The sequence below is a fragment of the Simplicispira suum genome, from assembly GCF_003008595.1.
Lineage (GTDB): Bacteria > Pseudomonadota > Gammaproteobacteria > Burkholderiales > Burkholderiaceae_C > Simplicispira > Simplicispira suum.
Genome location: NZ_CP027669.1, coordinates 2,673,194 through 2,697,227 on the forward strand (window position 1 = coordinate 2,673,194; position 24,034 = coordinate 2,697,227).

At 63.5% G+C, this 24,034-nt stretch carries 21 protein-coding genes; 9 read left to right on the top strand and 12 right to left on the bottom strand.

Annotation, left to right across the window (positions count from 1 at the left end; translation table 11 throughout):
* Positions 1–176 precede the first annotated feature (176 nt).
* Positions 177–758 (top strand): biotin transporter BioY, encoded by a 582-nt coding sequence (locus C6571_RS12415; RefSeq protein ID WP_106446958.1) that lies wholly within the window; start codon positions 177–179, stop codon positions 756–758.
* A 32-nt stretch (positions 759–790) separates the two neighbouring features.
* Entirely contained in the window at positions 791–1,204 is a 414-nt protein-coding gene (locus tag C6571_RS12420) for a DUF1284 domain-containing protein (RefSeq protein WP_211300633.1), read from the top strand.
* Between the two features lie 132 nt (positions 1,205–1,336).
* Here the strand turns inward: C6571_RS12420 and C6571_RS12425 are convergent, their stop codons facing one another.
* The 5 genes from C6571_RS12425 to dctP are packed head-to-tail and all read right to left on the bottom strand — an operon-like array spanning position 1,337 to position 7,063.
* A complete protein-coding gene (locus C6571_RS12425; RefSeq protein ID WP_106446960.1) occupies positions 1,337–2,869 on the bottom strand; it encodes a malonate--CoA ligase in 1,533 nt (510 codons plus the stop codon).
* Between the two features lie 19 nt (positions 2,870–2,888).
* Positions 2,889–4,169, bottom strand: coding sequence for a malonyl-CoA decarboxylase (locus tag C6571_RS12430; RefSeq protein ID WP_106448221.1), 1,281 nt, complete (start codon positions 4,167–4,169; stop codon positions 2,889–2,891).
* Positions 4,170–4,184: 15 nt separating this feature from the next.
* Positions 4,185–5,492 (bottom strand): TRAP transporter large permease, encoded by a 1,308-nt coding sequence (locus C6571_RS12435; protein WP_106446961.1) that lies wholly within the window; start codon positions 5,490–5,492, stop codon positions 4,185–4,187.
* Positions 5,493–5,508: 16 nt separating this feature from the next.
* Complete coding sequence (locus C6571_RS12440) at positions 5,509–6,069, bottom strand: TRAP transporter small permease (protein WP_211300634.1); 561 nt, start codon at positions 6,067–6,069, stop codon at positions 5,509–5,511.
* Positions 6,059–7,063 (bottom strand): TRAP transporter substrate-binding protein DctP, encoded by a 1,005-nt coding sequence (gene dctP, locus C6571_RS12445; protein ID WP_106446962.1) that lies wholly within the window; start codon positions 7,061–7,063, stop codon positions 6,059–6,061. Before dctP ends, C6571_RS12440 begins: the two co-directional genes overlap by 11 nt.
* 102 nt (positions 7,064–7,165) lie before the next feature.
* On the opposite strand from dctP, the gene C6571_RS12450 reads away from it, so the two are divergent.
* The 7 genes from C6571_RS12450 (at position 7,166) to C6571_RS12480 (ending at position 15,609) form a co-directional block, all read left to right on the top strand.
* Positions 7,166–7,885: a GntR family transcriptional regulator gene (locus C6571_RS12450; RefSeq protein ID WP_106446963.1), complete on the top strand. Its 720-nt coding sequence runs from the start codon at positions 7,166–7,168 to the stop codon at positions 7,883–7,885.
* Between the two features lie 198 nt (positions 7,886–8,083).
* The gene (gene clpB, locus C6571_RS12455; RefSeq protein ID WP_106446964.1) at positions 8,084–10,702 is read left to right on the top strand and encodes an ATP-dependent chaperone ClpB; all 2,619 of its coding nucleotides are present in this window, start codon (positions 8,084–8,086) and stop codon (positions 10,700–10,702) included.
* Between the two features lie 97 nt (positions 10,703–10,799).
* Positions 10,800–11,156, top strand: a complete 357-nt coding sequence (locus tag C6571_RS12460) for a hypothetical protein (RefSeq protein ID WP_245901552.1) — start codon at positions 10,800–10,802, stop codon at positions 11,154–11,156.
* A gap of 65 nt (positions 11,157–11,221) precedes the next feature.
* Positions 11,222–12,661: a coniferyl aldehyde dehydrogenase gene (locus C6571_RS12465; RefSeq protein ID WP_106446966.1), complete on the top strand. Its 1,440-nt coding sequence runs from the start codon at positions 11,222–11,224 to the stop codon at positions 12,659–12,661.
* A gap of 128 nt (positions 12,662–12,789) precedes the next feature.
* Entirely contained in the window at positions 12,790–13,311 is a 522-nt protein-coding gene (locus C6571_RS12470; RefSeq protein WP_106448223.1) for a GNAT family N-acetyltransferase, read from the top strand.
* Between the two features lie 56 nt (positions 13,312–13,367).
* On the top strand, positions 13,368–14,558 hold the full coding sequence (locus tag C6571_RS12475) for a methyltransferase (protein ID WP_106446967.1): 1,191 nt from the start codon (positions 13,368–13,370) through the stop codon (positions 14,556–14,558).
* Positions 14,559–14,649: 91 nt separating this feature from the next.
* Positions 14,650–15,609: a tRNA dihydrouridine synthase gene (locus tag C6571_RS12480; RefSeq protein ID WP_106446968.1), complete on the top strand. Its 960-nt coding sequence runs from the start codon at positions 14,650–14,652 to the stop codon at positions 15,607–15,609.
* Positions 15,610–15,613: 4 nt separating this feature from the next.
* On the opposite strand, the gene C6571_RS12485 is transcribed toward C6571_RS12480, so the two are convergent.
* The 7 genes from C6571_RS12485 to rnk form a co-directional block, all read right to left on the bottom strand.
* Positions 15,614–17,422, bottom strand: coding sequence for a phospholipase D family protein (locus tag C6571_RS12485; RefSeq protein WP_106446969.1), 1,809 nt, complete (start codon positions 17,420–17,422; stop codon positions 15,614–15,616).
* Positions 17,423–17,554: 132 nt separating this feature from the next.
* Positions 17,555–18,757, bottom strand: coding sequence for an ammonium transporter (locus C6571_RS12490; protein WP_106446970.1), 1,203 nt, complete (start codon positions 18,755–18,757; stop codon positions 17,555–17,557).
* A 284-nt stretch (positions 18,758–19,041) separates the two neighbouring features.
* Positions 19,042–20,061, bottom strand: coding sequence for a glycine betaine/L-proline ABC transporter substrate-binding protein ProX (gene proX / locus C6571_RS12500; RefSeq protein WP_106446972.1), 1,020 nt, complete (start codon positions 20,059–20,061; stop codon positions 19,042–19,044).
* 44 nt (positions 20,062–20,105) lie between these two features.
* A complete protein-coding gene (gene proW / locus C6571_RS12505; protein WP_106446973.1) occupies positions 20,106–21,338 on the bottom strand; it encodes a glycine betaine/L-proline ABC transporter permease ProW in 1,233 nt (410 codons plus the stop codon).
* Positions 21,339–21,349: 11 nt separating this feature from the next.
* Positions 21,350–22,600 carry a glycine betaine/L-proline ABC transporter ATP-binding protein ProV gene (gene proV / locus C6571_RS12510; protein WP_106446974.1) on the bottom strand — a complete coding sequence of 417 codons (1,251 nt, stop codon included), beginning with the start codon at positions 22,598–22,600 and terminating at the stop codon, positions 21,350–21,352.
* A 359-nt stretch (positions 22,601–22,959) separates the two neighbouring features.
* On the bottom strand, positions 22,960–23,355 hold the full coding sequence (locus tag C6571_RS12515; RefSeq protein WP_245901269.1) for a hypothetical protein: 396 nt from the start codon (positions 23,353–23,355) through the stop codon (positions 22,960–22,962).
* Positions 23,356–23,391: 36 nt separating this feature from the next.
* Positions 23,392–23,802 (bottom strand): nucleoside diphosphate kinase regulator, encoded by a 411-nt coding sequence (rnk, locus tag C6571_RS12520; protein ID WP_106446975.1) that lies wholly within the window; start codon positions 23,800–23,802, stop codon positions 23,392–23,394.
* Between the last annotated feature and the right edge of the window lie 232 nt (positions 23,803–24,034).

Below are 24,034 nucleotides of genomic sequence, written 5' to 3' on the forward strand. Positions count from 1 at the left end.
GTGCGCCCAGGCCGTTGAGCGAAGAACAGCAAGGTTCGAATTAAAAATAAATAATTACGTAAACAAAACTAAATCATGATTGTTTACAATAGAGTTGCCGCATGCATCTCGCGCGGGTCGTAGCGACAGGGGTGCGTAGTGTGTGCGCCCCGTCCATCAACATTCAAGAGGAACCCATGTCTCAAGATCTCTCCCGTGCTGTCTCTGCGCCAGTCTCACGCCATCCCCATGGGGTGCGCCAAGTGGCCCTGGTTTTGGGCGGTACAGCGGTGCTGGCCGCTTCATCCTACGTCAGCATTCCAATGCAGCCGGTGCCGGTGTCGCTACAAACCTTTGCGGTGCTGATGGTGGGCGCACTGTATGGCTGGCGCTTGGGTGGCCTGACCGTGCTGGCCTGGCTGCTGGAAGCGGCGCTTGGCATGCCCGTGCTGGCAGGCGGCAAAGGCGGGCTGGCGCCCTTCTTTGGCCCGACGGCAGGCTATTTGCTCGCCTTTCCGCTGGCGGCCATGCTGATGGGCTGGCTCGCTGTGCGCGGCTGGGATGGTGCCCATCCACTGCGCGCCTTTTGGGCCATGCTGCTGTGCACCACCTTGATTTTGCTGGTGGGTGGCGCCTGGCTGGGCGCAATGATCGGTGCGGCCAAGGGTTGGCAATTGGGCGTGTTGCCTTTCCTGGTGGGCGATGTTGTCAAGTCGGCCCTGGGCGCTGCCACGCTGGCACTCTGGCACTCGGCACGCACCAGGCTGCCGCGCACGTGATGCTGGAGCTGCGCGCTCACCATCTGCTGTGCATGCTGACGTATGTCGGCAAAGGCTACAGCCCGGAGTTCGCGCGCAACTTTGATGGCATCGTCCGCCGCCTGGCCGCTGGCGAGGAGGCATTGCTGGTGGATGGGCCGGATGCCATTTGTGCTCCGCTGTGCGAGAGCGAGGGGGCCTGCGCCCATTGTTTTGGCGCTGCCGTCCTTGGGCGCGATCAGCGTGCCGCGCAGGAACTCGCTCTGCTGTTGGGCAGACCACTCGGTCCAGGCAGCCGACTGCGGCTGGATGTTGGCCTGCTCAGCCGCATGCGCACGGCTTTTGCCAGCGGGCAGATTCGTGGCGCGTGCGCGGGTTGCGAGTGGGCCGGTCTGTGCACCGGCATTGCATCGACGGACTACGAAGGCGCGCGCCTGCGCATGCCGAAGGCGGTTCTGTCCCTGTGATCGGTAAGCTGCGCAGGCAGATCCAGCCTGCGCAACAAGCGTTCAAAGCGCAATGCCCACGGGCACTTCAATACCTGAGCGGGCTGCAAGTCGCATCTGCAGGTGGTCCATACCAAAGCGCTTTCGAGCACCTCACTGGCCATCAAATATATGGGCGTAGGTCTCGCGCAGCGCCTTTTTTTGCACCTTTCCCATCACGTTCCGCGGCAATTCCTTGGCGATGAACAGATGTTTGGGTACTTTGAACCCGGCAATCTGCGCCTTGATTGCCGCTGTGAGCTGCCCTGCGTCGAGCTGGGCACCGGGAAGCGGCACCACCACCGCGACGACACCTTCACCAAAATCGCGGTGTGGGCAGCCGATGACGGCCGACTCGTCCACACCCGGCAGGTCGTTCAGGTAGCTCTCGACCTCGGCCGGGTACACGTTGTAGCCCCCGGTGATGATGAGGTCCTTGCTGCGCCCGACGATGGTGACGTAGCCCAGGCTGTCTATCTGGCCCATGTCGCCGGTCTTGAACCAGCCGTCGGCGGTGAACTCCTTGGCGTTTGCCTCCGGCATGCGCCAGTAGCCGGGAAACACATTGGGCCCGCGCACTTCGATGCCGCCAATCTCGCCGGCGCCGCAGTGCTTCCCATCCTCGTCCACACAACGCAGGTCGGTGCCGGGCAAGGGGCGGCCCACAGTGCCGGCCACGCGCGAGCCCGCTTCGGGCCGGCAGGGGTTGGAGGTGAGCATCAGCGTCTCGCTCATGCCATAGCGTTCCAAAATGGTGTGGCCAGTGCGTTCCTGCCAGGTCTTGAAGGTCTCGGTCAGAAGCGGTGCGGAGCCGCTGATGAACAAGCGCATGTGGGCGCAGCGCTCTGGGCTGAGATCTGCTTCCTGAAGCATGCGCACGTACAGCGTGGGCACGCCCATAAACACAGTGGCTTGCGGGAACCATTCCAGAGCCTGCCTGGGCTGAAACTTGCCCATCCACAGCATGGTGCTGGCATTGAGCAGCGCGCAGTGCACCGCAACGAACAGGCCGTGGACGTGAAAGATCGGCAGCGCGTGCACCAGCACGTCGCCCGGCACCCAAGCCCACAGCGTATGCAGAACCTGCGCGTTCGAGATCAGATTGCCATGGGTGAGCTGTGCGCCTTTGCTTCGGCCCGTGGTCCCGCTGGTGTAGAGGATGGCGGCGAGCGCATCGGGCGCGAGCTCGCAGATTGCGTGCTCGCCACCATGGTCTGCCGCAGCGTCGATCAGGCTGCCTTTCCCATCGGCGCCAAGGGTGACAAGGTGCTCCACCCCCAGCCCGGCAGCCAGGTCGCGCAGCGCGTCTGCACGCGACGGATCGGCCACAAAGACACGGGGCTCGGCGTTTTCCATGAAGTAGGCCAGCTCAGCCGACTGGTAAGCGGTGTTCAGCGGCACGTACACCACGCCGCTGCGCAGGCAGGCGAGGTAGAAGACAAGTGCGGGCACCGACTTTTCCACCTGCACCATGGCGCGGTCGCCCCTTTGCAGCCCGATGCTCTGCAGCCAACGCGCTATGCGGGCAGATTGCTGGTCGAGGTCGGAAAAGCTGTAGCGGGCACCGGTGTCGGTCTGAATGGCGGTGCGCTCAAGGTGGTCGGCAAAGGCTTGTTGAAACAGGGCGTAGAGGTTTTGTGCAGGCATGGCGGTGAAGAGAGTGAAGTCAGGCGGGCTTTAAAAGGCGCTTGACGGCTGGTGAATGGCTGATGGAGTCGCGCGCGAACTGTTCGTGGCGGGCTTCCACCTTGTCGATCTCGTAGAGGTAATTCACCATCAGTCCGAGAGACTCCCGCACGCCTTTGCGAGACAGATCGGCGGCGAAGTTGACGCGCTCCAGCCGCGCACCGTTGTCCAGGTGAAAGCGGGCTACGGGGTCGGCCAAAGGCGTGTGCGTAGCGTGCACCAGGAACTGTGCGCACAAGCTCACCAAGTCGGCCTGCAAGACTTTGCCCATGGACTGCACATCCTGTGCGCTTGGGGTTGGGTGGGACTGCCTCCACGCAGCGACGCGCTTGTGTGCGGGGTTGTCTTTGGCGCCCTCTTGCGGCATGTCGGCCAGCCAGCGACTCAGGCCCGGCACTGGCGAGAGCGTGCAGAAGGTCTTGATTTGCGGAAGTTCTCGTTGGAGCTCGTCCGCAACTTTCTTGATCAGGAAATTGCCGAGCGACACACCCTTAAGGCCCGGCTGGCAATTGCTGATGGAATAGAACACGGCGGTTTTTGCGCTGTCGACAAGCGGCGTCCTCGATTCCGACTCGATCAAGGGCGCTACGGCGTCGGCCATGCTGTCGACCAAGGCCACCTCGACAAAAATCAGCGGCTCATCGCCGAGCTGCGGGTGAAAGAAGGCGTAGCAGCGCCGATCGGCTTGCACGCGCCTACGCAGGTCGTCCCAACCTTTGATTTCGTGCACCGCCTCATGCTGCATGAGCTTTTCGAGCAGGGCAGCGCTTGATTGCCAGTCCACACGTTCCAGCCGAAGAAAGCCCGGGTTGAACCACGAGCTGAGCAGATGCAGGAAGTCGGCGTCGACTGCTGCGAGCTCGGCATTGTTCTTGCGCAGCCCGAGCAGGTCGTTGCGCATGGCCAGCAGCATGGCCGTGCCTCCAGGTGCGCGGTTGATGCGCCGCAGCAGTTCTTGCCGCAGCGGTTCGACGAGCTTGGTCAAACTGGCCAGGTTTTGCGCGGTGGGCGCCTGCGCATACTGCGTGGCAATGTCGAGCACAGCCTGTGGATCGGGGCCGAACTCAGTAGCCAAGGCGGCAAAAAAGGCCTCGCGCCGTGGCGCAGGCAGGCTGCGGTAGCCGTCAATGACGCGCTTGGCCAGCGCGTACACGTTTGCTTGGCCGCGCTCGGAGACCAGCAGCCTGCACGACACCAGAAGGGGCTCGATGGTGCGGTCGTTGACCGCGTTGCGAGCGAGGCGAAGCAATTTTTCAAGCATGGCATTCAAGGCGTTTCAGCCCATCAGTGCCTTGGGAAGCCAAGTGGCAATCTCGGGCACCACGCACAGGATCAGGATCGCTACCACCATGCACAGCATGAAAGGAAACGCACCTTTCAGAATGGTGGGCAGGCGCACGTCGGGCGTGATGCCGTTGATGACAAAGAGATTCAGGCCCACCGGCGGCGTAATCAGGCCCAGCTCCATGTTGATGGTGAGCACGACGCCGAACCAGATTGGGTCGAACCCCGCGGCCGTGATCACCGGCATCAGAATGGGGGTGGTCATCAGGATGATGGCGGCCGGCGGCAAGAACATGCCGGCGACCAGCAGCAGCAAGTTGACGGCGGCGAGAATGAGCCAGCGATTGGCGTGCATCTCGCCGATCGCCTGCGCCACCGACTGCGTCACCTGCAGCGAGGACATCATGTAGCCGAACAGGATCGACGTGCCCATGATCAGCATCAGCATGCCCGACTCGCGCAGGCCGTCGCGCAGTATGGCCCACAGGTCCATGGGTCGCCATACGCGGTAGATCACGACCACCATCGCCAGGCACAGCGCAGCGCCGACGCCTGCTGCCTCCGACGGTGTGGCGATGCCGCCATACAGCGCATACACGACACCGACGATGACGGCAATGAACGGCAGAAGCCGGGGCAGCAGTTCGAACTTTTCCTTCATGCTGTAGATGCGGTCGGCATCCACCAGCACCGTGCCGCGTTTCCAGCTGATGAACAGTGCCCATGCCATGAACAGGCCGGTAAGCATCAGGCCTGGCAACACGCCCGCCAGAAACAGGCGGCCAATGGAGGTTTCCGACGCAATCCCGTACAGAATCATCGTGATGCTGGGCGGAATCAGAATGCCCAGCGTGCCGCCTGCTGCAATCGCTCCCGTGGCCAGGTCGGCGTCGTAGCCGCGCTTGCGCATCTCTGGAATGCCCATTTTTCCAATGGCTGCGCAGGTGGCGGGGGACGACCCGGTCAGCGCCGAGAACAGCGCGCAGGCACCGATGTTGGAGATCACGAGGGAGCCCGGAACGCGGTGCAACCAGCGCGACAGCGCCTCGTACAGGTCACTGCCGGCGCGCGAGCTGGCCACAGCAGCGCCCATGATGATGAACATCGGCAGCGACACCAGTGTGAAATCGCTCAGTCCGGCAAAAATGGTTTCGGGAACGAAATTGATGCTGCTCCAGCCGTCGAATGCGACCATGAATAGCAGTGCAACTGCGCCCAGGCCGAACGCAATCGGAATACCTGTCGCTAGCACCGCCACCGTGACGACAAAAATCAGCAGCCCAATGGTGAGTGCACTCATGAAGTCTCCACGGGGTTCAAAGCACGTCTTCGGGCGAAAGGCCAAACGGATGGCTGCGTTGCGTCAGCACCATCCACAAGTCAGCCAGCAATTGCAGGCACAGCAGCGCAAGGCCCACCGGGACGGAAAGGTAGGGAATCCAGACGCGGGCCCGCCAAAGGGAAGAAGTGGTCTGCCCGGACACCCAGGTTTCGTGCCACCAGGGCACTGAGGCATAAAGGAAAAAACCGCAGAACGCCAAGGCGATGAGCGTGCCCGCAGCGTGCAGCACCACACGCATGCCAGGGCGCGCCATCAACGGCAAAACGTCGACCGCCACATGCCCGCGGGTGAGCAAGATGTAGGGTGCCCCAATGAAGGTTGCCGCCACCAACAGGTACATCACAAACTCGGTCTGCCAGATGGTGGATTCGTGCAGCACTGCGCGCACGAAAACCATCTGGCACACCACGACTACCGACACCAAAATCATGGCGGCTGCCACCACGCCAAACAGGCGCGACGCAAATTCGACTGCAGTGACCCACAGCGGCGCTGGCGCGGCAGAGCGGCTTGGCAGTGCCGAATTACTTGACACTCAGCGCCTTCTCGATCAGCTCCTTGCCGCCTGGAACCTTCTCTGAGAAGTTTTTGTAGGAAGTTTTCTGGGCAACCGCGCGCCAGGCATCGGCGTCCGCGTCACTCATCGTGACCACCTCGACTTTGTTGGCCTTGAACGTCTCGACCATCTTGTCGTCAAGTTTCTTGGACTCGCCTTCGAAATAGTCTTCCGCCTTTTTCGATGCTGCGGTCAGCGCCTTTTTCTGCGCGTCGTTGAGCTTGTTCCAGCTCTTCATCGAAATGAGTACGGGCTCGTACATGAACCACAGGCCGTTGTCGCCCGGCGCCGTGATGCATTTGACCTGCTCGTACAGGCGGAAGGAGACAAAGCTGCCGGTGGACGTGTCGGTCGCCGAGATCACGCCCTGTTGCAGCGCGTTGTAGACCTCGCTTGACGGAATCGACACCACCGAGGCACCTGCTCCGGCCCACATCTGCGAGAAGGTTGCGCCGGCCGAGCGAACTTTCAGGCCCTTGGCATCGTCGGGCTTGCGAATGCATTGGTCCTTGCTGGCGAAAGCACCGGCCAACCAGGCATCGGCCAGGACTTTGGCGCCGCCCTGTTCAATGATGCCTTTGATGTCCTTCATGAAATCGGAGTCGTTGATGCGCCGGGCGTGGGCGTGGCTTTTGACGAGGCCAGGCATCAGCGTGGCGCCAAACTGTGCGTGAAATCCCGACGCGTAATCAAGCGGGAACGAGGCCATGTCGATCTGTCCCGTCAGCATCGCTTTCCACTGTTCCTGGGGTTTGACCAGACTGGAGCCAGGGAAGATCTTGATGGTCAAGTCCACATTGGCTGCGGCCACGTCGCGCGCCATCATTTGCACCATTTCGTCGCGCACGTCGCCTTTGCCACCAGGGAACTGGTGAGAGAGCTTGAGCACGGTTTCGGCGTGCGCTGCACCGCATACGCCAATGAGCGCGGCGATTCCAAGGGCAGTCAGGCGGGGCGTGAAATGCGGGGTCATGGTTTGTCTCCTGTGACGGGTGGCGAAGCTGTTGTATAAATGTTTTGCGATGTTATATTTATCAGACCGCATGTACAGCCTAGGAATTACCCGCGCCTCGCCATGAAGTCGAACCGATCCGCAAGCTCCCGCGTTCAGCAGGTGCGCGACCAGCTGGAAGACGACATCGTCAATGGCCGCATGCGCCCCGGCGAGCAGGTGCAGATCGAGCAGTTGATGGAGCGCTTTGGCGTTTCCCGCACTCCCGTACGGGAAGCCTTGCAGCAGCTTGAGATCAGCGGCTTGGTGGCCGTGCAGCCCAAGCGCGGCACGTTTGTGACGCAGATCGGCATTGCCGAGTTGATCGAGATGTTCGAGGTGATGGCCGAACTCGAAGCCATGTGCGCGCGCCTGGCAGCGCGGCGCGCAACGGCCGTGGTGCTGCACGAGGTGGAAGACGCGCTGGCCGCCTGCACTTTACAGTGCGAAACCCAGGACATCAACGCCTACTACTACGCCAACGAGGAATTCCATCGGCTGATCTACCAGGCCTGCGGCAACGCTTTTCTGGTGCAGCAAACCCTCGCGCTGAAAAATCGCCTCAAACCCTACCGCCGCCTGCAGCTGCAGTTGCGCCATCGCATGGGGCAGTCCCTGCAGGAACACCGCGAGATCGTGGACGCCTTGCAAAGGGGCGACGGCGAGGCCGCAGCCCAGACCGCGCGCCAGCATGTGCTGGTACAGGGGCAGCGCTTTAACGACTTGCTGTCGCTTGCCAGCACGGCGCTGAAAACCCCCGCGCCTCTCGCTTGGAGCGCGGCGGCGACTGCGCCAGCGGCCTGAAGCAATTCGTGTCGAAAAATATTGCAGAAATCGCCGTTAACGCACGACCATAAAGAGCAAGCCGCTATTTAATTAATAGTAATTGCGCGCCATCCACGCCTGCGTAAATCATGACGTGGCGCAAATCCTCGGTCTGTGGGCCGCTTGAAATACGCTCGACTTCGCCCCACGTTCTGAGCAATCTGGAGGAATGCACCCATGCGTCTTGACAAACTCACCACCAAATTTCAGGAAGCCCTGTCCGATGCGCAATCGCTTGCGCTGGGGCATGACAACGCCTACATCGAACCCGTGCACCTGCTGGTGGCCATGCTGCGCCAGGAGGACGGCCCGCGTGCACTGCTCGAACGTGCCGGCGCCAACGTGTCCGGCCTGCTGGCAGCGGCCGAGGCTGCGGTCAAGCGCCTGCCGCAGGTGACGGGGCAGGACCAAGTTCAGGGCGGGCCCGAACTCGGACGTGTACTCCAGGCGACCGAAAAAGAAGCCATCAAGCGCGACGACAATTTCATTGCCAGCGAACTCTTTTTGCTTGCGCTGACAGACTCCAAGGGCGAAGCCGCGCGCATTGCCAAGGAAAACGGCTTGACGCGCAAGAGCCTGGAGGCCGCCATCGAAGCCGTGCGCGGCGGCCAGAAGATGGACAGCGCCGAGGGCGAGGGCCAGCGCGAGGCCTTGAAGAAATACACCATCGATCTGACGGAGCGCGCCCGCGCCGGCAAGCTGGACCCGGTAATTGGCCGCGACGACGAGATCCGCCGCGCCATTCAGGTGTTGCAGCGCCGCACCAAGAACAATCCGGTGCTGATTGGCGAGCCCGGCGTCGGCAAGACGGCCATTGTCGAAGGCCTGGCGCAGCGCATCATTGCCGGCGAAGTTCCGGAGTCGCTCAAGGGCAAACGCGTGCTCTCGCTGGACATGGCTTCGCTGTTGGCGGGCGCCAAGTTTCGTGGCGAATTCGAGGAGCGCCTGAAGACTGTGCTCAAGGAATTGGCCAAGGACGAAGGGCAGACCATTGTCTTCATCGACGAGCTGCACACCATGGTCGGCGCCGGCAAGGCCGAGGGCGCGATGGACGCAGGCAACATGCTCAAACCCGCGCTCGCACGCGGCGAGCTGCACTGCGTGGGCGCGACCACGCTGGACGAGTACCGCAAGTACATCGAGAAAGACGCTGCGCTGGAACGGCGTTTTCAGAAAATCATCGTCGGTGAACCGACGGTGGAAGCCACCATCGCGATCCTGCGCGGCCTGCAGGAGCGCTACGAGTTGCACCACGGCGTGGAGATCACCGACCCGGCGATCGTGGCCGCCGCCGAACTCTCACACCGCTACATCACCGACCGCTTTCTGCCCGACAAGGCCATTGACCTGATCGACGAGGCCGCGGCAAAGATCAAGATAGAAATCGACTCCAAGCCCGAAGTCATGGACCGGCTCGACCGCCGTTTGATCCAGCTGCAGATCGAGCGCGAAGCGGTGCGCCGCGAAAAAGACGAAGCCTCGCAAAAGCGCTTTGGCCTGATCGAGGAAGAAATTGTCACCCTGCAAAAGGAAATCGCCGATCTGGATGAAATCTGGCAGCAGGAGAAGGCCCAGGCCCAGGGCAGCCAGCATGTGCGTGAAGAGCTGGAGTCTGCAAAGCTGCAGATTGAGGAGTGGAAGCGCAAGGGCGACTTCAACAAGGTAGCCGAGCTGCAATACGGCAAGCTGCCGGAGCTGGAAAAGCAGCTCAAGGAAGCGCAGGACAAGGAGTCCGGCGCCGGCGCGCACACGCCCAATCGCCTGCTGCGCACGCAAGTCGGCGCCGAGGAAATCGCCGAAGTGGTGAGCCGCGCCACGGGCATCCCCGTCTCCAAGATGATGCAGGGAGAGCGCGACAAGCTCCTGCTGATGGAAGCCAAGCTGCACGAGCGCGTGGTGGGCCAGGACGAAGCGATCGCCGCTGTAGCCAACGCCATCCGCCGCTCGCGTTCGGGCTTGTCCGATCCGAACCGCCCCACGGGCAGTTTTTTGTTCCTTGGCCCCACGGGCGTCGGCAAAACCGAGCTGTGCAAGGCATTGGCGGGCTTTCTGTTCGACAGCGAAGACCATTTGATCCGCATCGACATGAGCGAATTCATGGAGAAGCACTCGGTCGCCCGCCTCATCGGTGCGCCGCCCGGCTACGTGGGCTACGAAGAGGGCGGTTATCTGACAGAAGCCGTGCGCCGCAAGCCCTATGCCGTGTTGTTGCTCGACGAGGTGGAAAAGGCGCACCCCGACGTGTTCAACGTGCTGCTCCAGGTGCTTGACGATGGCCGTTTGACCGACGGCCAGGGCCGCACCGTGGACTTCAAGAACACGGTGATCGTGATGACCAGCAACATCGGCTCGCACCTGATCCAGGCCATGGTGGGGCAGGACTCGGACGACATCAAGGATGCGGTCTGGGGGGAACTCAAGAACCATTTCCGACCCGAATTCCTGAACCGAATCGACGAAACCGTGGTGTTCCACGCGCTGGATGCTGCGCACATCGAGTCCATCGCGCGCATTCAACTGCAGATCCTGCAGGCGCGGCTGGCAAGGATGGAGCTGGAGTTGCAGGTTTCGGAGACGGCCATTGCCGAGCTCGCCAAGGTCGGGTTCGACCCGGTGTTTGGTGCGCGGCCGCTCAAGCGCGCCATTCAGCAGCGCATCGAGAACCCGCTGTCCAAGCTGCTGCTGGAGGGCAAGTTCCCGCCCAAGAGCGTGATTGCGGTGGATGTCGACCCCGTGCAGGCGCCGGGCGTGTTTCACTTCAGCGGGCAGTCGCAAGCGGAAGATGTGCCTCAGTAGTATGAAAAAGATAGCTGCCGGCGCTTTATGAATAAGCGCTGGCGCCGATTTTTGATGGTTTTTTTATGATCATTCACCAGGATTCGTTTTGGACGATGTGTTGAACCGACTTGCCGGCTGGCTGCTGCGCGCCGTGGTGCTTGTGGCGGGGCTGGTGGTGTTTCTCAGCCTGCTGACGGCAGTGCTGCTTTTGGCCGCGCTATGGGGCCTGCGCGCACTGTGGGCGCGCATCACTGGTCGGCCGGTGACCCCCTGGGTGATGGGCGTCGATCCGCGAAGCGCCTGGCGCGCTGCAGCCAGCCGTGGTGCCTGGCGCCGGCAGGGTCAGGCACCAGCCGAACCCGAACAGCCGCCGACACCGCCACAAACGGGCGCTGCGGGGCCCTTGATGCGCCCGCTGCCCGGCACCGAAGACGTGACCGACGTGCAGCCGCGTGCCCCCAAGAGCGATTGAGCACTGCCCTAAGGACTAAGGCGCTTCCCCTAAGTCCGGCCCAGGCCGGCCACTATGATGCAACGATGACTTCTACCGACCTGCGCGCCCTCTTTGATGCCCAGTACCAAGCCAGCCGCGAGCACGTGGCCGTGCCCCTGGTGGTGCGCCGCGAGCGCCTGCTGCGCATGCGCAAACTCCTCGACGAGCACAGCGGCACCTTGGCGGCGGCGGTCGAGGCCGATTTCGGCGTGCGCTCGCAGCGCCTGACCGAGGTGGCCGACCTGTTCGTGCTGCACACCCTCATTGGCCACACGCTCAAGCACCTGGCGCGCTGGAGCCGGCCGCAGAAGGTGAGCACGCCGCTGTACCTGTTGCCCGCCAGCGCCCGCATCGAGCGCCAGCCACTCGGCGTGGTGGGCGTGATATCGCCCTGGAACTACCCCATTCAGCTGGCCCTGGCGCCAGCGATTACGGCGTTGGCTGCGGGCAACCGGGTGATGATCAAACCGAGCGAACTCACCCCCCACACCTCGGCGCAGCTGGAACGCCTGCTGGCCCAGTTTTTCACGCCCGACGAAGTCTGCGTGGTCCAGGGCGATGCGGCCGTGGCCAGTGCTTTTGCCGCGCTGCCGTTTGACCACCTGGTGTTCACTGGCTCCACCGCTGTGGGCCGCAAGGTGGCACAGGCGGCGGCTGCCAACCTCACGCCGACCACGCTCGAACTCGGGGGCAAGTCGCCTTGCATCATCGACGCGGATTGCCGGCTGGAAGACGCCGCACTCAAGATCGCCCACGGCAAGCTCCTGAACGCCGGCCAGACCTGCATTGCGCCCGACTACGTGCTCGTTCCGCGCGGCAGCGAAGGGGCCTTTGCCGATGCCTACAAGGCGGCGGTGGCCAAGCTGTTCCCGACGATCGCCGGAAACGACGATTACGCCTCCATCATCAGCCCGCGCCACCTGGCCCGCCTGCGCACCATGCTGCAGCAGGCGCAGACACAGGGCGCGCAGGTGCTCTCCATGGACCCTTTGACGGGCCAATCCGTGGCGCCGGGCGCGTCCACCCTTGATGGCGCCACCAGCCGCCAGATGGCGCCCGTGCTGGTGCTGGGCGCCACATCCGACATGCAGCTGATGCAGGAAGAAATCTTTGGCCCCATCCTGCCTGTGATCTCCTACGACCGGCTGGACGACGCGGTGGCCCACATCAACGCCGGCCCACGTCCGCTGGCGCTTTACTGGTTCGGCAACAGCGACAGCGTGCGCGATGACGTGCTGGCGCGCACGGTGAGCGGCGGCGTCACCGTCAACGACACGCTGATGCACATTGCCCATGACAACCTGCCCTTTGGCGGCGTGGGCGACAGCGGTTGGGGCGCGTACCACGGCGAGCAGGGCTTCCTGCGCTTTTGCCACCAGAAGTCGGTGCTGATTCAGTCGCGCTGGTCGCTGGGCTCGGTGTTCTATCCACCTTATGGTGCGCGGCTTGACGCCACGCTCAAAATGTTGCGCCGCATTATTTAGGCGTTTCAGCGGGACGGCGCAGGTGTGACCTTGGCACGCGCAGGCCGGCGCCGGGGAGGGAAAACCCGTTTGCGGCGACAATGCCGCTCCTTTTTCAATTTCCGTTGTCCGTTTCGGTTGGTTTTTTCATGTCCAGTATTCAGGTCCGCCCCGCCACGCTTCGCGATGCCAAAGCCATCGCGCAAATCCATACCATCGCCGCGCAAGAGGCCTACCAAGGCATCGTTCCCGACGAGCAGCTCAAGTCCCTCTCGGTAGAAAAGCGCCAGGCCTATTGGCGCGAAGCCATCGAATACTGCGAGCCGCAGGTGCAGGTGGCCGTCGAGGGCGAGAAGGTGATCGGCTTCGTCGGCTACGACCGCTCGCGCGACGAAAAATCGCGCCCCACCACCGGTGAAATCTGGGCCATCTACGCTGCTCCGACGCACTGGAACAAGGGCGTGGGCCTGGCGCTGTGGGACGCCGCACGCGACGGGCTGCAGGAAGAAGGTTGTACCAACGTCACCGCCTGGGTGCCGCTGCGCAACGAGCGCGCCATCCGCTTTCACGAGCTCGCGGGTTTCAAGCGCGAAATGTCCACTGCCAAGACGGCCGTGGTCGGCAGCGTGAAGATCGAGGAAGTGCGCCTCAAGCGTGCCATTGCCGGCTGATTGCCGGCTGCTTTTCGGCGGATTTCCTTCTGCGCTTTACCGAGACCTCTTCCTTGATGACCCCTGCTTCTGCCAGCGACGCCGCCCCCACCATTGCGTGGACCACTTCCAAGGGCGTGGCTGCCAGCGCCTCTTGGCACAGCGAGGCGGGTGTCAGCGCGCCGCGCCGCGTCGAGTTGGCGAACGACACCTTGAGCGCTGACAGCGCCTACCGCCTGGCGTGTGCCGGCACCGGCATGCTGTGGCGCGGCGACTTCCAGAACGCCCGCCAGTTGCTGCAGGCACTGGCGCGCCGCGCGGACAACAAGCCTGCCAAGGCGGCGGCCCGCGCTGCCGAGAAGGCGGCCGCTGCCAGCCCGCTGGATCGCTTCAACCTGCACCGCCAGGCGCAGTCGCAGCGCGCGCGCACGCTGGGCACGCTGCTCATCGCCCTGGAGCCCGATTACTCGATTGCCCTGCGCCGCGCACCCGACTGGCGCGTCGCCATTACCGAGGCCTGGGGCGCACCGACGGGCGAGCCCACGGTGGTTTCGCTGCGCGAGCTGCTGGGTGTCGTCGGGGCCCACGAATGGCGCAAAACGGGCGTCGAGATTCCCCTGTTGGGAGAAGCTCCTGGCAACCGCATCCACCCGCACTACGGCGTGTTTTCGCCTATTCGAGGTGAATACCTGGACCTGGTAGCCCAGCAGCCCTTGCCTGGCGATACCTCGCTGGCTTTTGACATTGGCACCGGCACCGGGGTGCTGGCCGCCTTGCTGGTGCGCCGGGGCATCAAGCGGGTCGTGGCAACCGAAAACGCGCCACGCGCGCAGGCCTGCGCAAAGGACAACCTGCAGCGCCTGGGCTTGACCAAGCAGGTGGAGCTGCACAGCGCCGACCTGTTCGCACCCGGCCGCGCCCCGCTCATCGTCTGCAACCCGCCCTGGTTGCCCGCGCGGCCCGCGTCGCCGCTGGAGCACGCCATCTACGACGAAGGCAGCCAGATGCTGCGCGGTTTTCTGGCCGGCTTGACGGACCACCTCACTCCGGGCGGCGAAGCCTGGCTGCTGTTGTCGGACCTGGCGGAGCACCTGGGTTTGCGCTCGCGCGAAGAGTTGCTGGGCTGGATAGCCGCTGCCGGCCTGCGGGTGCTGGGCCGCAGCGACGTGCGCCCGCACCACGCCAAGGCGCAGGACGCAAGCGACGCCCTGTATGCGGCGCGCTCGGCCGAGGTGACCTCGCTCTGGCGGTTAGCGGCGGCCGAATAATCAACTCCTGAATTTGTAGCTGCTTGCGCTTGCTGGATAAGCGCTAGAGGCCGATTTGACACAAAACTTCGTGTCCGCTACAACCCCGCCCATGCTGTTGCTGGCCCCGATGGAGGGGCTGCTCGATTTTGTGCTGCGCGACATTCTGACCCGCGTGGGCGGCGTGGACCGCTGCGTCTCCGAGTTCATTCGCGTCACCGGCACGCTGCTGCCCGACAAGGTCTTTTTTCGCTACCTGCCTGAGCTGCGCAACGGTGGTCGCACGCTGGCGGGAACGCCGGTGCGCGCGCAGCTGCTGGGCTCAGACCCGGCAAGCATGGCGGACAACGCCGCCGCCCTGGCGGCACTGGGGCCTGAGGGCATTGACCTGAACTTTGGCTGTCCGGCCCGCGTGGTCAACCGCCACGGCGGCGGCGCTTCGCTGCTGCGCGAACCCGAGCGTTTGGCGCAGGTGGTGGCCGCAGTGCGCCGCGCCGTGCCGGCGGCCATGCCGGTGTCCTGCAAGATGCGGCTGGGCTACGACGATGCCGCGCTTGCGGTGGCCTGCGCGCAGGCGATGGCGGATTCGGGGGCTTGTGAGATCGTGGTGCACGCGCGCACCAAGCAGGACGGCTACCGCCCGCCGGCCTACTGGGAACAGATTCCCGCCATCCGTGCGGCGGTGCGTGTGCCGGTGGTGGCCAACGGCGAAATCTGGACGGTGGAGGATGCGCTTCGCTGCCGTGCCATGTCTGGCTGCGATGCGTTGATGTTGGGGCGGGGCATGGTGGCCGATCCCGGCTTGGCGCTGGCGCTGCGTGCACACGAGCTCGGCGGCGCACCTGCACCCCTTCCCTGGAGCGCGCTGGTGCCGCACCTGCTCGAATTCTGGGAGCTGGTGTGCGCGCAGCTGGAGCCGCGCCAGCGCGCCGGGCGGCTCAAGCAGTGGCTCAATTTGCTGCGCCGACGCTACCCGCAAGCGCAAACGGCCTACGACACGGTTCGCGTGCTCACCGAGCAGGCAGCAGTGGGCGTGGCCCTGCGGCGCATTGCCGACGAAGCGGATCAGTAAGACCTCACAGCAGGTGATCGGGCGCCAAAGGGCCCAGCACGTTCATCAGCAGACGCAGCAGGAAGCTGGTGTCGGGCTCCGAGCGCGTGTCCTCCAAGTCGCTCCCCTTGGGGGCGTGCCAGATCAGGCCTTGCTCGTCTTGTTCTACATGCCAGGCCAGATCACGCATGCCGGCTTCGATTTGCTTGCCGGCAATGGCCGCGAGCTTGCGGCTGCGGATCAGCAAGGCGATTTCGGTGTTTTGCAGCTCGGAGCGCAGGTCCAGGTTCATGGAGCCAATGGCCAGCAGTTGGCCGTCCATGACGAGAAATTTGGAGTGCAACATGGCGCGGGAACTGCCGGTGGCGCTGCCACCCGAGCCCGACAAGCCAAAGGCATTGCGCAGCCCTGCCTGCTCGCTGCGCATCTCGTAGAGCTCAAGTCCCAAGTCGAGCATGGCCTTGCGGTGGCCCATGTAGCCGGCATGCGCAATCGGTGCGTCGTTGGAAGCGAGTGAGTTGGTCAGCACCCGCACGCGCACGCCGCGTTCACGCGCTTCCTCGAAGGCTTGCATGATGTTTTTGCCCGGCACAAAGTAGGGTGAGACGATGAGCAATTCGTGCTTGGCTTGGCCCATGAGCTGCAGCAGGCCATCCACCACGGTTTCGCCCGGTGGCTCGGAAAACGGGGGCGCCTTTTGCGCGCTTTCGGCGTCGGGCTCGCCCTGTGCGTTGCCTGAAGCCAGGGTGGCGGTCTTGGCGGGTACGGCGTTTTCGCGGGGTGCGGGGCCGGGGCTGCTTTCTGCGGCAATTTTGGCGGGCTCGTCGGCCAGCATCACGGCAGGTGCCCAGACGAAGCGCGCATGCGCCAGGTCCATGGGCTCGAACTGCGCGGCGTGCTGTTTCTGGACTTCCTTGACGTCTTGTTTGGTCACGGTCCCGTTGCCGGGCTCGGCCGCCGAGGCCGGCGCTATCGCTGCCACCCGCGCCTTCGCTGTTTTCGCCTGCTTCACTGCTTGGGCCTGCTCCTGCGTCGCGTCTTGCGCAGGCTCGTCGGCCTGGGCCGCATCTTCGGCGCGAATTTTCTCGCGCATCTTGAGCAGCTCTTCCTTGCTGATGAGGGATTCCACCGGGTAGGCGCGCTTGTTGTTCCAGTATTTGTCGAAGCTGCGCGAGAGGTCGGCCACGATGGGACCTGCAGCAAGCACATCGAGGTCGACGAAATTGCCGGCCTCGGCGTTGCCAAAATACGCGTCGCCCAGATTGCGCCCGCCGGTCACCCCCATCGCGTTGTCGGCAATGAACAGCTTGTTGTGCATGCGCTGTTGGGCGCGCGAAAAATCCATCACGGCGCTGAACATGCGGCCGATCTTGGAAGCACGCGGCCCGGCCACCGGGTTGAACATGCGCATCTCGATGTTGGGCTCAAACGCCAGGCGCATCACCTGGGCGTCGCGCCCGGTGCTGTGGAAGTCGTCCAGCAGCACGCGTACGCGCACGCCGCGCCGCGCCGCCTGCACCACGCTGCGCAGCAGCCGTGCCGTGCTGGCGTCGGCGTGGATGGCGTAGTACTGCAGGTCGAGCGTCTTTTCTGCGGCTTCGGTCAGCGCCAGACGGCTGCCGTAGGCGTCGTCCGGGCCGCTCAGCAGGAGAAAGCCCGAGTTGCTGCGGGCCCGCGCCTGGTCGCGGCGCTGCGTCACCATGCTGCTCAGCGTGGTGCTGGCAGGCGTTGCCAGCGCATGCGATACCGGCCGCTCGACGTTCTCTGGCAGGCCGGAACAGGCGCTGAGCACGCAGGCCAGTCCGGCGGTAGCGAAAAGGGGACGAAGCTTCATGTTGATGGAGACTGCGCAGCGCCGGAGAAACAAGGGTTTCAGACCACCGAGCCACGTTACCCGGTGTAAGCGTAGCTGCTCAGCCTGCGCTGGCGCGTCGGACGTCGCGCCGCACGCGCCGGCGCGCTTGACCTACCAGCTCGCTTCGCGCTCAGCGGTGGCGCCGATGCGATGGATGGAAAGATCGGCGCCAGCGAATTCCTGCTCGCGCGTCAGGCGCAGGCCCATCGTGGCCTTGAGCACGCCGTACACCAGCGTGCCACCCAGCACGGCCCAGGCCACGCCCAGACCGGTGCCGAGCAATTGCGCACCCAAGGCGACGCCGCCCAGGCCGCCCAGTGCCTTGCTGCCGAAGATGCCGGCTGCAATACCGCCCCAGGTTCCGCACAGGCCGTGCAGCGGCCACACGCCGAGCACGTCGTCAATCTTCCAGCGGTTTTGCGTCAGCGTGAACATCGAGACGAACAAGGCCCCGGCCACGGCGCCGACCACCAATGCCCCGAGTGGGTGCATCAGGTCCGAGCCGGCGCAGACGGCCACCAGCCCGGCGAGCGGGCCGTTGTGCACGAAGCCTGGGTCGTTTTTGCCCAGCGCCAGCGCCGCCAGCGTGCCACCGACCATGGCCATCAGCGAATTGACGGCCACGAGGCCGGAGATTTTGTTCAAACTCTGCGCGCTCATCACGTTGAAGCCGAACCAGCCGACGATGAGAATCCACGCGCCCAGCGCCAGAAACGGAATGTTCGAGGGCGGGTGTGCGGAAATCGCGCCGTCCTTGCGATAGCGGTTGGCGCGGGACCCAAGCAGCAGCACGGCGGGCAGTGCAATCCAGCCGCCGACGGCGTGCACCACAATAGAGCCGGCAAAATCGTGGAACTCGGCACCGGTGATGCGCGCAATCCAGGCTTGCACGCCGAAGTGGCCGTTCCAGGCGATACCTTCGAAGAAGGGGTAGACAAAGCCGACGATGGCGGCCGTTGCGATCAGTTGCGGCCAAAAGCGTGCGCGCTCTGCAATGCCCCCGGACACGATGGCGGGAATGGCCGCAGCAAAAGTGAGCAGGAAAAAAAAGCGCACCAGGTCCACCCCGTGTTGCTGCGCCAATTCTTCGGCGCCCACGAAGAAGTGCGTGCCATAGGCGACGCCGTAGCCCACCAGGAAATACACGACGGTGGAGACCGAGAAATCCACCAGAATTTTCACCAGCGCATTGACCTGGTTCTTTTTGCGCACGGTGCCCAGTTCCAGAAAGGCAAAGCCGGCGTGCATGGCCAGCACCATGACGGCGCCAAGCAAGAGGAAGAGGGTGTCGGTGCCCTGGTGGCTGGCGTCCATGGAATCCTTCGGTGCGGAAAAGGAGGGTTGTGGGGAGCGCTCGCGAAAGCGCCATGCACGCTTTTGAGCAAAAAATGCGCCAACCTGGAGCCAGGCTTGCGCGCCACCACTGCACCACCACTGCACCGTGCCGCACAGCCATTGCCCGCAGGCGCACCAGCAACGTGCATCTCTGCACGCCGTTGGGGCACAAAAAAACCGGCGCCCTTGCGGAACGCCGGTTTTGCTACTGAAAGTATAGCTTTTAGCGCTTTACTGACGGGCGCTATAGGCCATTTTCACCATTATTTTGCTGCGGCACGGGCCTTGGCCAGCCAGCCGTCAAACGTCTTCTGGTGCGCCTTGATCCAGCCTTCGGTGTGGCGATCGATGTCGGCGGCGCTGTTCTCGCCCTGGGCCATGCGGTTGTTCTGCGAGTTGATGTCGTTGATGGACAGCTGCATCACTTCAAACAGCTTGCCGGCGGCGGGGTTCTTCTCGGTGAACGCCTTGTTGGCCACGATTTGCTGCTTGTTCACCACGAAGCCGTAGTTTTTGCCGTTCGGCAACTTGGTGTCGAGCTTGCCTTGTTCGCCGGGCAGCGAGGAGAAAGGCACTTCCAGCCAGACCACGTCCTTGCCGGGCTTGAGCTGGGCGCTGACCCAGTACGGAGTCCAGGTGTAATAGAAGACGGGCTTGCCGGCCTTGAAGCGGGTGATGGTGTCGGCAATCAGCGCCGAGTAGCTGCCCTGGTTGTGCGTCACCGTGTCGCGCAGCTTGAAGGCAGTGAGTTGGTGCTCAATCACCGCTTCGCAGCCCCAGCCGGGGGTGCAGCCTGTCAGATCGGCCTTGCCGTCGCCATCGGCATCGAACAGCTTGGCGATTTTGGGATCTGCGAATTGGGCGATGTTGGTAATTTTGTATTTGTCGGCCGTCTTCTTGTCGATCAGGTAGCCCTGCGCGGCGTTGTCCGAATACACGCCCTTGCGCGCCAGCTTGTCGTCGCCGCCGGCGTTCTTGTAGAAGTCGGCGTGCATGGGGTTCCAGTGATCCGCCATGAAGGTGGCATCGCCGTTGGCAATCGCGATATGGGCCGTGGGGTATTCGACTTCCTTGATGGGTTTCACGTCATAGCCAAGCTTTTCCAGCGCCTTCATGACGAGTTGCGTCTGGAAGGTCTCTTCGGCAATCGAACTCTTGAGCGGTTGCACTTCCACGCCCTTGCCAGGCATGGAGTCGGCGGAGGCGGCGGTGCCGCTCAGGCCGAAAGCGAGTGCGGCGGCGGCCAGGAGGGTGTGGATTTTGTACGGGGTGTTTTTTTGCATGCGGGAAGCTCCTTGCTTGTGGAAAGGGAAAGGGAAACAGGTTTTCATCCTTGGGTGGTGGACGAAGGCTCGGGGGTGGAAGCGGCCGTCGGTGTCGCGGCCTGGGCAGGACGCACCAGGCGCAACACCATGCCGGCCGGGCCGGTCTGCCACCAGTGGCGCACGCCGCGGCGTGGCTGGCCCATGGCCTGGGTGATGCGGTCGAGCGTGATCGCGAGCAGCACGATACCCAGGCCGCCCACGGTGGCCAGGCCCATGTCGAGCCGCCCAATGCCGCGCAGCACCATCTGGCCCAGGCCGCCCACGGCGATCATCGAGGCAATGACCACCATGGACAGCGAGAGCATCAGCGACTGGTTGATGCCCGCCATGACGGATGGCATGGCCAGCGGCAGCTGCACCTTGAGCAGCATCTGCATCGGCGAGGCGCCGTAGGCACGGGCCGCCTCAATCAGGTCGGGCCGCACCTGGCGGATGCCCAGATTGGTCAGGCGCACCAGTGGCGGGAGAGCAAAGACGATGGTGACGATGACGCCGGGCACGTTGCCAATGCCAAATAACATGACCACGGGTACCAGGTAGACGAAGGCCGGGGTGGTCTGCATGGCGTCAAGGAACGGACGCATCACGCGTTGTGCCCGGTCGCTGGACGCGAGGAAGATGCCCAGCGGCAGGCCAATTGCGATGCAAAACACCAGCGAAGTGAGCACCAACGACAGCGTCACCATGGCTTCGGGCCAGATGCCCAGCATGGCGACGACCAGCAATGAGACCACGGCGCCCACCGCAATCAGTCGTCCGGCGAACTGCCAGGCGAGAACGCCCATCAGCACAATCATGGCGAGCGAAGGAATGCTGGTCAGCAGGCCTTCGACCCATGAGAGAGTCTCGTCAATCGGCACGCGTACGGTCTGGAAGAAGGGGCGGAAGTTCTGCACCACCCAGGCCAGGCCGTGGTTGATCCAGATCTCGATGGGAAGCGAGCCGTCCCACAACTGGTGCAATGCGAAACCGGTTGAGTGACCTGCGGCATCGGTCTGTCCAGCAAGTGCGTGCGGGGCGTCGAGCCAGCCGCTGGCGGCTGCCGGGTCGGGGCTTGCAGCGGCCGTTCCCCAGGCGTCGGTGCCGGCCGGCGCAGAGGAGGACGCGGCGGGTGGGGTGGCGGCAGTATCCCAGGGCGATGGCGAAGCGGGAGCTGTATCGCCACTGCTGGCCCAGGGGTTGGTCTCTGCTGGTGCCGCCTGGGCGACCAGTGGATGGAGCGTGGTGTCGGTCATGAGAATGTCTTTCAGGCAGCCAGGGCAGTGGCTTGTGCGGCCGGGCTGGCGGGCGCTTCGATGTGTGGGGTGTCCCGGTCAAGGAACTTGAGCAGCGTGGTCTTACTGATCACGCCTGCCAGGCGGCCGTCGCCGTGGAGCACCGGCACGGCGCAGGGGGCATGCGCGACCTGGCCAAACAGGTCGGCCACGGGAGCGTCGGCCGCAATCGGATCCAGGCCCGAGAGATAGGCATGCTGCAGGCCGAGCGGGCCGTTGTGGCCGTCCAGCGCAGTGCGCAGCGAGTCGGCAGACACCGTGCCCAGATAACTGCCTTTGGAGCTGACGATGTAGGCAAAGTCGCGGTCGTCGTTCTCGATGAGCTTGAGCGCGGCGCGAGAACCCCGGTCGGTGTGCTCGGAGACGATGGTCAGCGGCTTGCGCACGATGTCGCCGGCCTTGAACACGGCAGCCGCGTCGACGCCGCGCACAAAGCTGCGCACGTAATCGTCGGCAGGGGCGCGGAGGATTTCGTCGGGCGTGCCCACCTGGACCACATGACCGTCCTTCATGATCGCGATCCGGTCGCCAATGCGCATGGCTTCGTCCAGGTCGTGCGAAATAAAGACGATGGTGCGGCGGCGAATCTCCTGCAGACGCAGCAGTTCGGTCTGCATTTCGGTGCGGATGATGGGGTCGAGCGCTGAAAAGGCCTCGTCCATCAGCAGGATCGACGGGTCAGATGCCAGTGCGCGCGCCAGTCCGACGCGCTGCTGCATGCCGCCGGACAGCTCGTCGGGGTAGCTTGCTCCCCAACCAGCGAGCCCCACCAGTTCCAGGGCCTGTGCTGCCTGGCTTTGGCGCTCGGTGCGCGCCACACCGGCGAGTTCCAGACCGAGTGCGGTGTTGTCCAGCACCGTCATGTGCGGCATGAGCGCAAACGACTGGAACACCATGCTGATGTCCTTGCGGCGCAGCGCCCGCAACTCGCTGTCAGAGAGCTTGGCCAAGTCGACGCCGTCGACCAGGATGCGCCCGGCGGTGGGCTCGATCAGAAGATTGAGCATGCGCACCAGCGTCGATTTGCCGGAGCCAGACAAGCCCATGACGACGAAGATTTCGCCGGCCCCAATGTCGAAATGGGCGTCAAACACGCCAATGGACTGCCCGGTACGCGCCAGAATTTCGTTCTTGCTGTGGCCCTCACGTACCAGGGCGAGGGCGGCTTCGGGCGCATCGCCAAACACCTTGAAGGCGTGCTCGATGGATATCTGCTTGGCCATGAATGGATTTCCTTGTGTCGGCGCCCACTGCCAGTACAGGCGCTGTGGGTCGGATCAGATGGAAGCGGGCGCACGCTGCACGTGGCCGCAAAAGGCTCTGCCCTGTCTGGAGCCACTCGCGCAGAGCGGAGTCCAAGAAAAGCGCAGGGAGTTTGAACGTCCCATGTCCTACGGCAAAACGGTAGAAACAAAAAAGCACGCCTACAGCGTGCTGGGAAATGTTCCGTAGCCTGCGCAACGAAGCAAAATGAATGATTACCTGCGAATCAGGTTGTAAAGCACCCGCAAATTATACAAATTACGATTATCTGAGTATAAATACTGGTTTTACAAAATGTGGTATAGACGGCCGCCTACCCTCAGGCCCGCTTGGGCCGCCTGCGGCGACGGTCAATGAACCATGCAAGAAATGGCAGTAGCAGCATGGATCCTGGCACCACCCAGATGACCAGATAGGGGCTTACCGATGAAGCCGAACGCATCACGTCGCGCAGGTGGGCGCGCTCGGTAACGGTCCACGCACCTTGCCTGCGCTGGCGGATGAGCCATACGACGGATCCTCGCATGGTTGCCAGTTCCGTGCGAAATCGCGTCTTTTCGCGGGTATTTCCTGCAAGAAAGGAACAAAACCAGGCGGGCGCGCGGTCCAGACGCCGCTGAAACGCGCTGGTTGAGTGCGGATCGAATGGTTCCACAGCGCCCTGCGCGTCGATGCGCACAAGCGTCTCGCAATCACCGGGGTCTGTTGAATTCATCAGATTCATGTGCACGGCTACACCCAGGTTATCGCATCAGCGGTGCAGTTCGCCAGCGCGCTCGGGTTGGTACATCACCTCGGCGACCCGCACCGTCATGCTGCCACCACCAGGCACCGGCCAGGCGAGTTCGTCGCCCACGGAAAGCCCCAGCAAGGCGCTGCCCACGGGCGCAAAAATCGAAATGGCGTTCTCTGTGCTCCCGGCATCGCGCGGATAGACGAGCGTGAGGCAGAAGTCCTTGCCGGTCTCCTGAATGGAGAACTTCACCTTCGAATGCATGGTGACGACATGGGGCGGCATGTTGGCGGGTTCGACAATTTCGGCGCGATCGAGCTCTGCCTGCAACTGCGTTCGGCCCGGAAAACTGGCACCAGCCGGAGTTTCAAGCAGGGATTCGAGCCGCTCAAGATCCAGCGACGAGACAGTGATAGGAGGTTTGGACATGCCGCAGACCGTTCTTATGATTTGGGTGAATCCCCCAGTGTAGCTCTGTGGCCATGCCGCACTGTCAGGCATTGGCATTGGTCAAGCACGAATACTTGCAAAGCCAAGTCAACGCCAAGGCACGGTTTTCACTTAAGGATGTCTGCCCAGCGCCGCGCTCTGTGCCTGGGATTCTCCTGTTTCGCATCGCATGACGTCTTCTTCCCCCGCAGCCCCTGGATCGATGTACTCA

Excerpts from the sequence above, each read along its gene's own strand:
- C6571_RS12480 (WP_106446968.1), top strand. The coding sequence starts at position 14,650 with ATGCTGTTGCTGGCCCCGATGGAGGGGCTGCTCGATTTTGTGCTGCGC.
- C6571_RS12430 (WP_106448221.1), bottom strand. The coding sequence starts at position 4,169 with ATGCTTGAAAAATTGCTTCGCCTCGCTCGCAACGCGGTCAACGACCGC.
- C6571_RS12465 (WP_106446966.1), top strand. The coding sequence starts at position 11,222 with ATGACTTCTACCGACCTGCGCGCCCTCTTTGATGCCCAGTACCAAGCC.
- C6571_RS12415 (WP_106446958.1), top strand. The coding sequence starts at position 177 with ATGTCTCAAGATCTCTCCCGTGCTGTCTCTGCGCCAGTCTCACGCCAT.
- C6571_RS12475 (WP_106446967.1), top strand. The coding sequence starts at position 13,368 with ATGACCCCTGCTTCTGCCAGCGACGCCGCCCCCACCATTGCGTGGACC.
- clpB (WP_106446964.1), top strand. The coding sequence starts at position 8,084 with ATGCGTCTTGACAAACTCACCACCAAATTTCAGGAAGCCCTGTCCGAT.
- rnk (WP_106446975.1), bottom strand. The coding sequence starts at position 23,802 with ATGTCCAAACCTCCTATCACTGTCTCGTCGCTGGATCTTGAGCGGCTC.
- C6571_RS12425 (WP_106446960.1), bottom strand. The coding sequence starts at position 2,869 with ATGCCTGCACAAAACCTCTACGCCCTGTTTCAACAAGCCTTTGCCGAC.
- C6571_RS12490 (WP_106446970.1), bottom strand. The coding sequence starts at position 18,757 with ATGGACGCCAGCCACCAGGGCACCGACACCCTCTTCCTCTTGCTTGGC.
- C6571_RS12470 (WP_106448223.1), top strand. The coding sequence starts at position 12,790 with ATGTCCAGTATTCAGGTCCGCCCCGCCACGCTTCGCGATGCCAAAGCC.
- dctP (WP_106446962.1), bottom strand. The coding sequence starts at position 7,063 with ATGACCCCGCATTTCACGCCCCGCCTGACTGCCCTTGGAATCGCCGCG.
- C6571_RS12450 (WP_106446963.1), top strand. The coding sequence starts at position 7,166 with ATGAAGTCGAACCGATCCGCAAGCTCCCGCGTTCAGCAGGTGCGCGAC.
- C6571_RS12420 (WP_211300633.1), top strand. The coding sequence starts at position 791 with ATGCTGACGTATGTCGGCAAAGGCTACAGCCCGGAGTTCGCGCGCAAC.
- C6571_RS12515 (WP_245901269.1), bottom strand. The coding sequence starts at position 23,355 with ATGAATTCAACAGACCCCGGTGATTGCGAGACGCTTGTGCGCATCGAC.
- C6571_RS12485 (WP_106446969.1), bottom strand. The coding sequence starts at position 17,422 with ATGAAGCTTCGTCCCCTTTTCGCTACCGCCGGACTGGCCTGCGTGCTC.
- C6571_RS12435 (WP_106446961.1), bottom strand. The coding sequence starts at position 5,492 with ATGAGTGCACTCACCATTGGGCTGCTGATTTTTGTCGTCACGGTGGCG.
- proX (WP_106446972.1), bottom strand. The coding sequence starts at position 20,061 with ATGCAAAAAAACACCCCGTACAAAATCCACACCCTCCTGGCCGCCGCC.
- proV (WP_106446974.1), bottom strand. The coding sequence starts at position 22,600 with ATGGCCAAGCAGATATCCATCGAGCACGCCTTCAAGGTGTTTGGCGAT.
- proW (WP_106446973.1), bottom strand. The coding sequence starts at position 21,338 with ATGACCGACACCACGCTCCATCCACTGGTCGCCCAGGCGGCACCAGCA.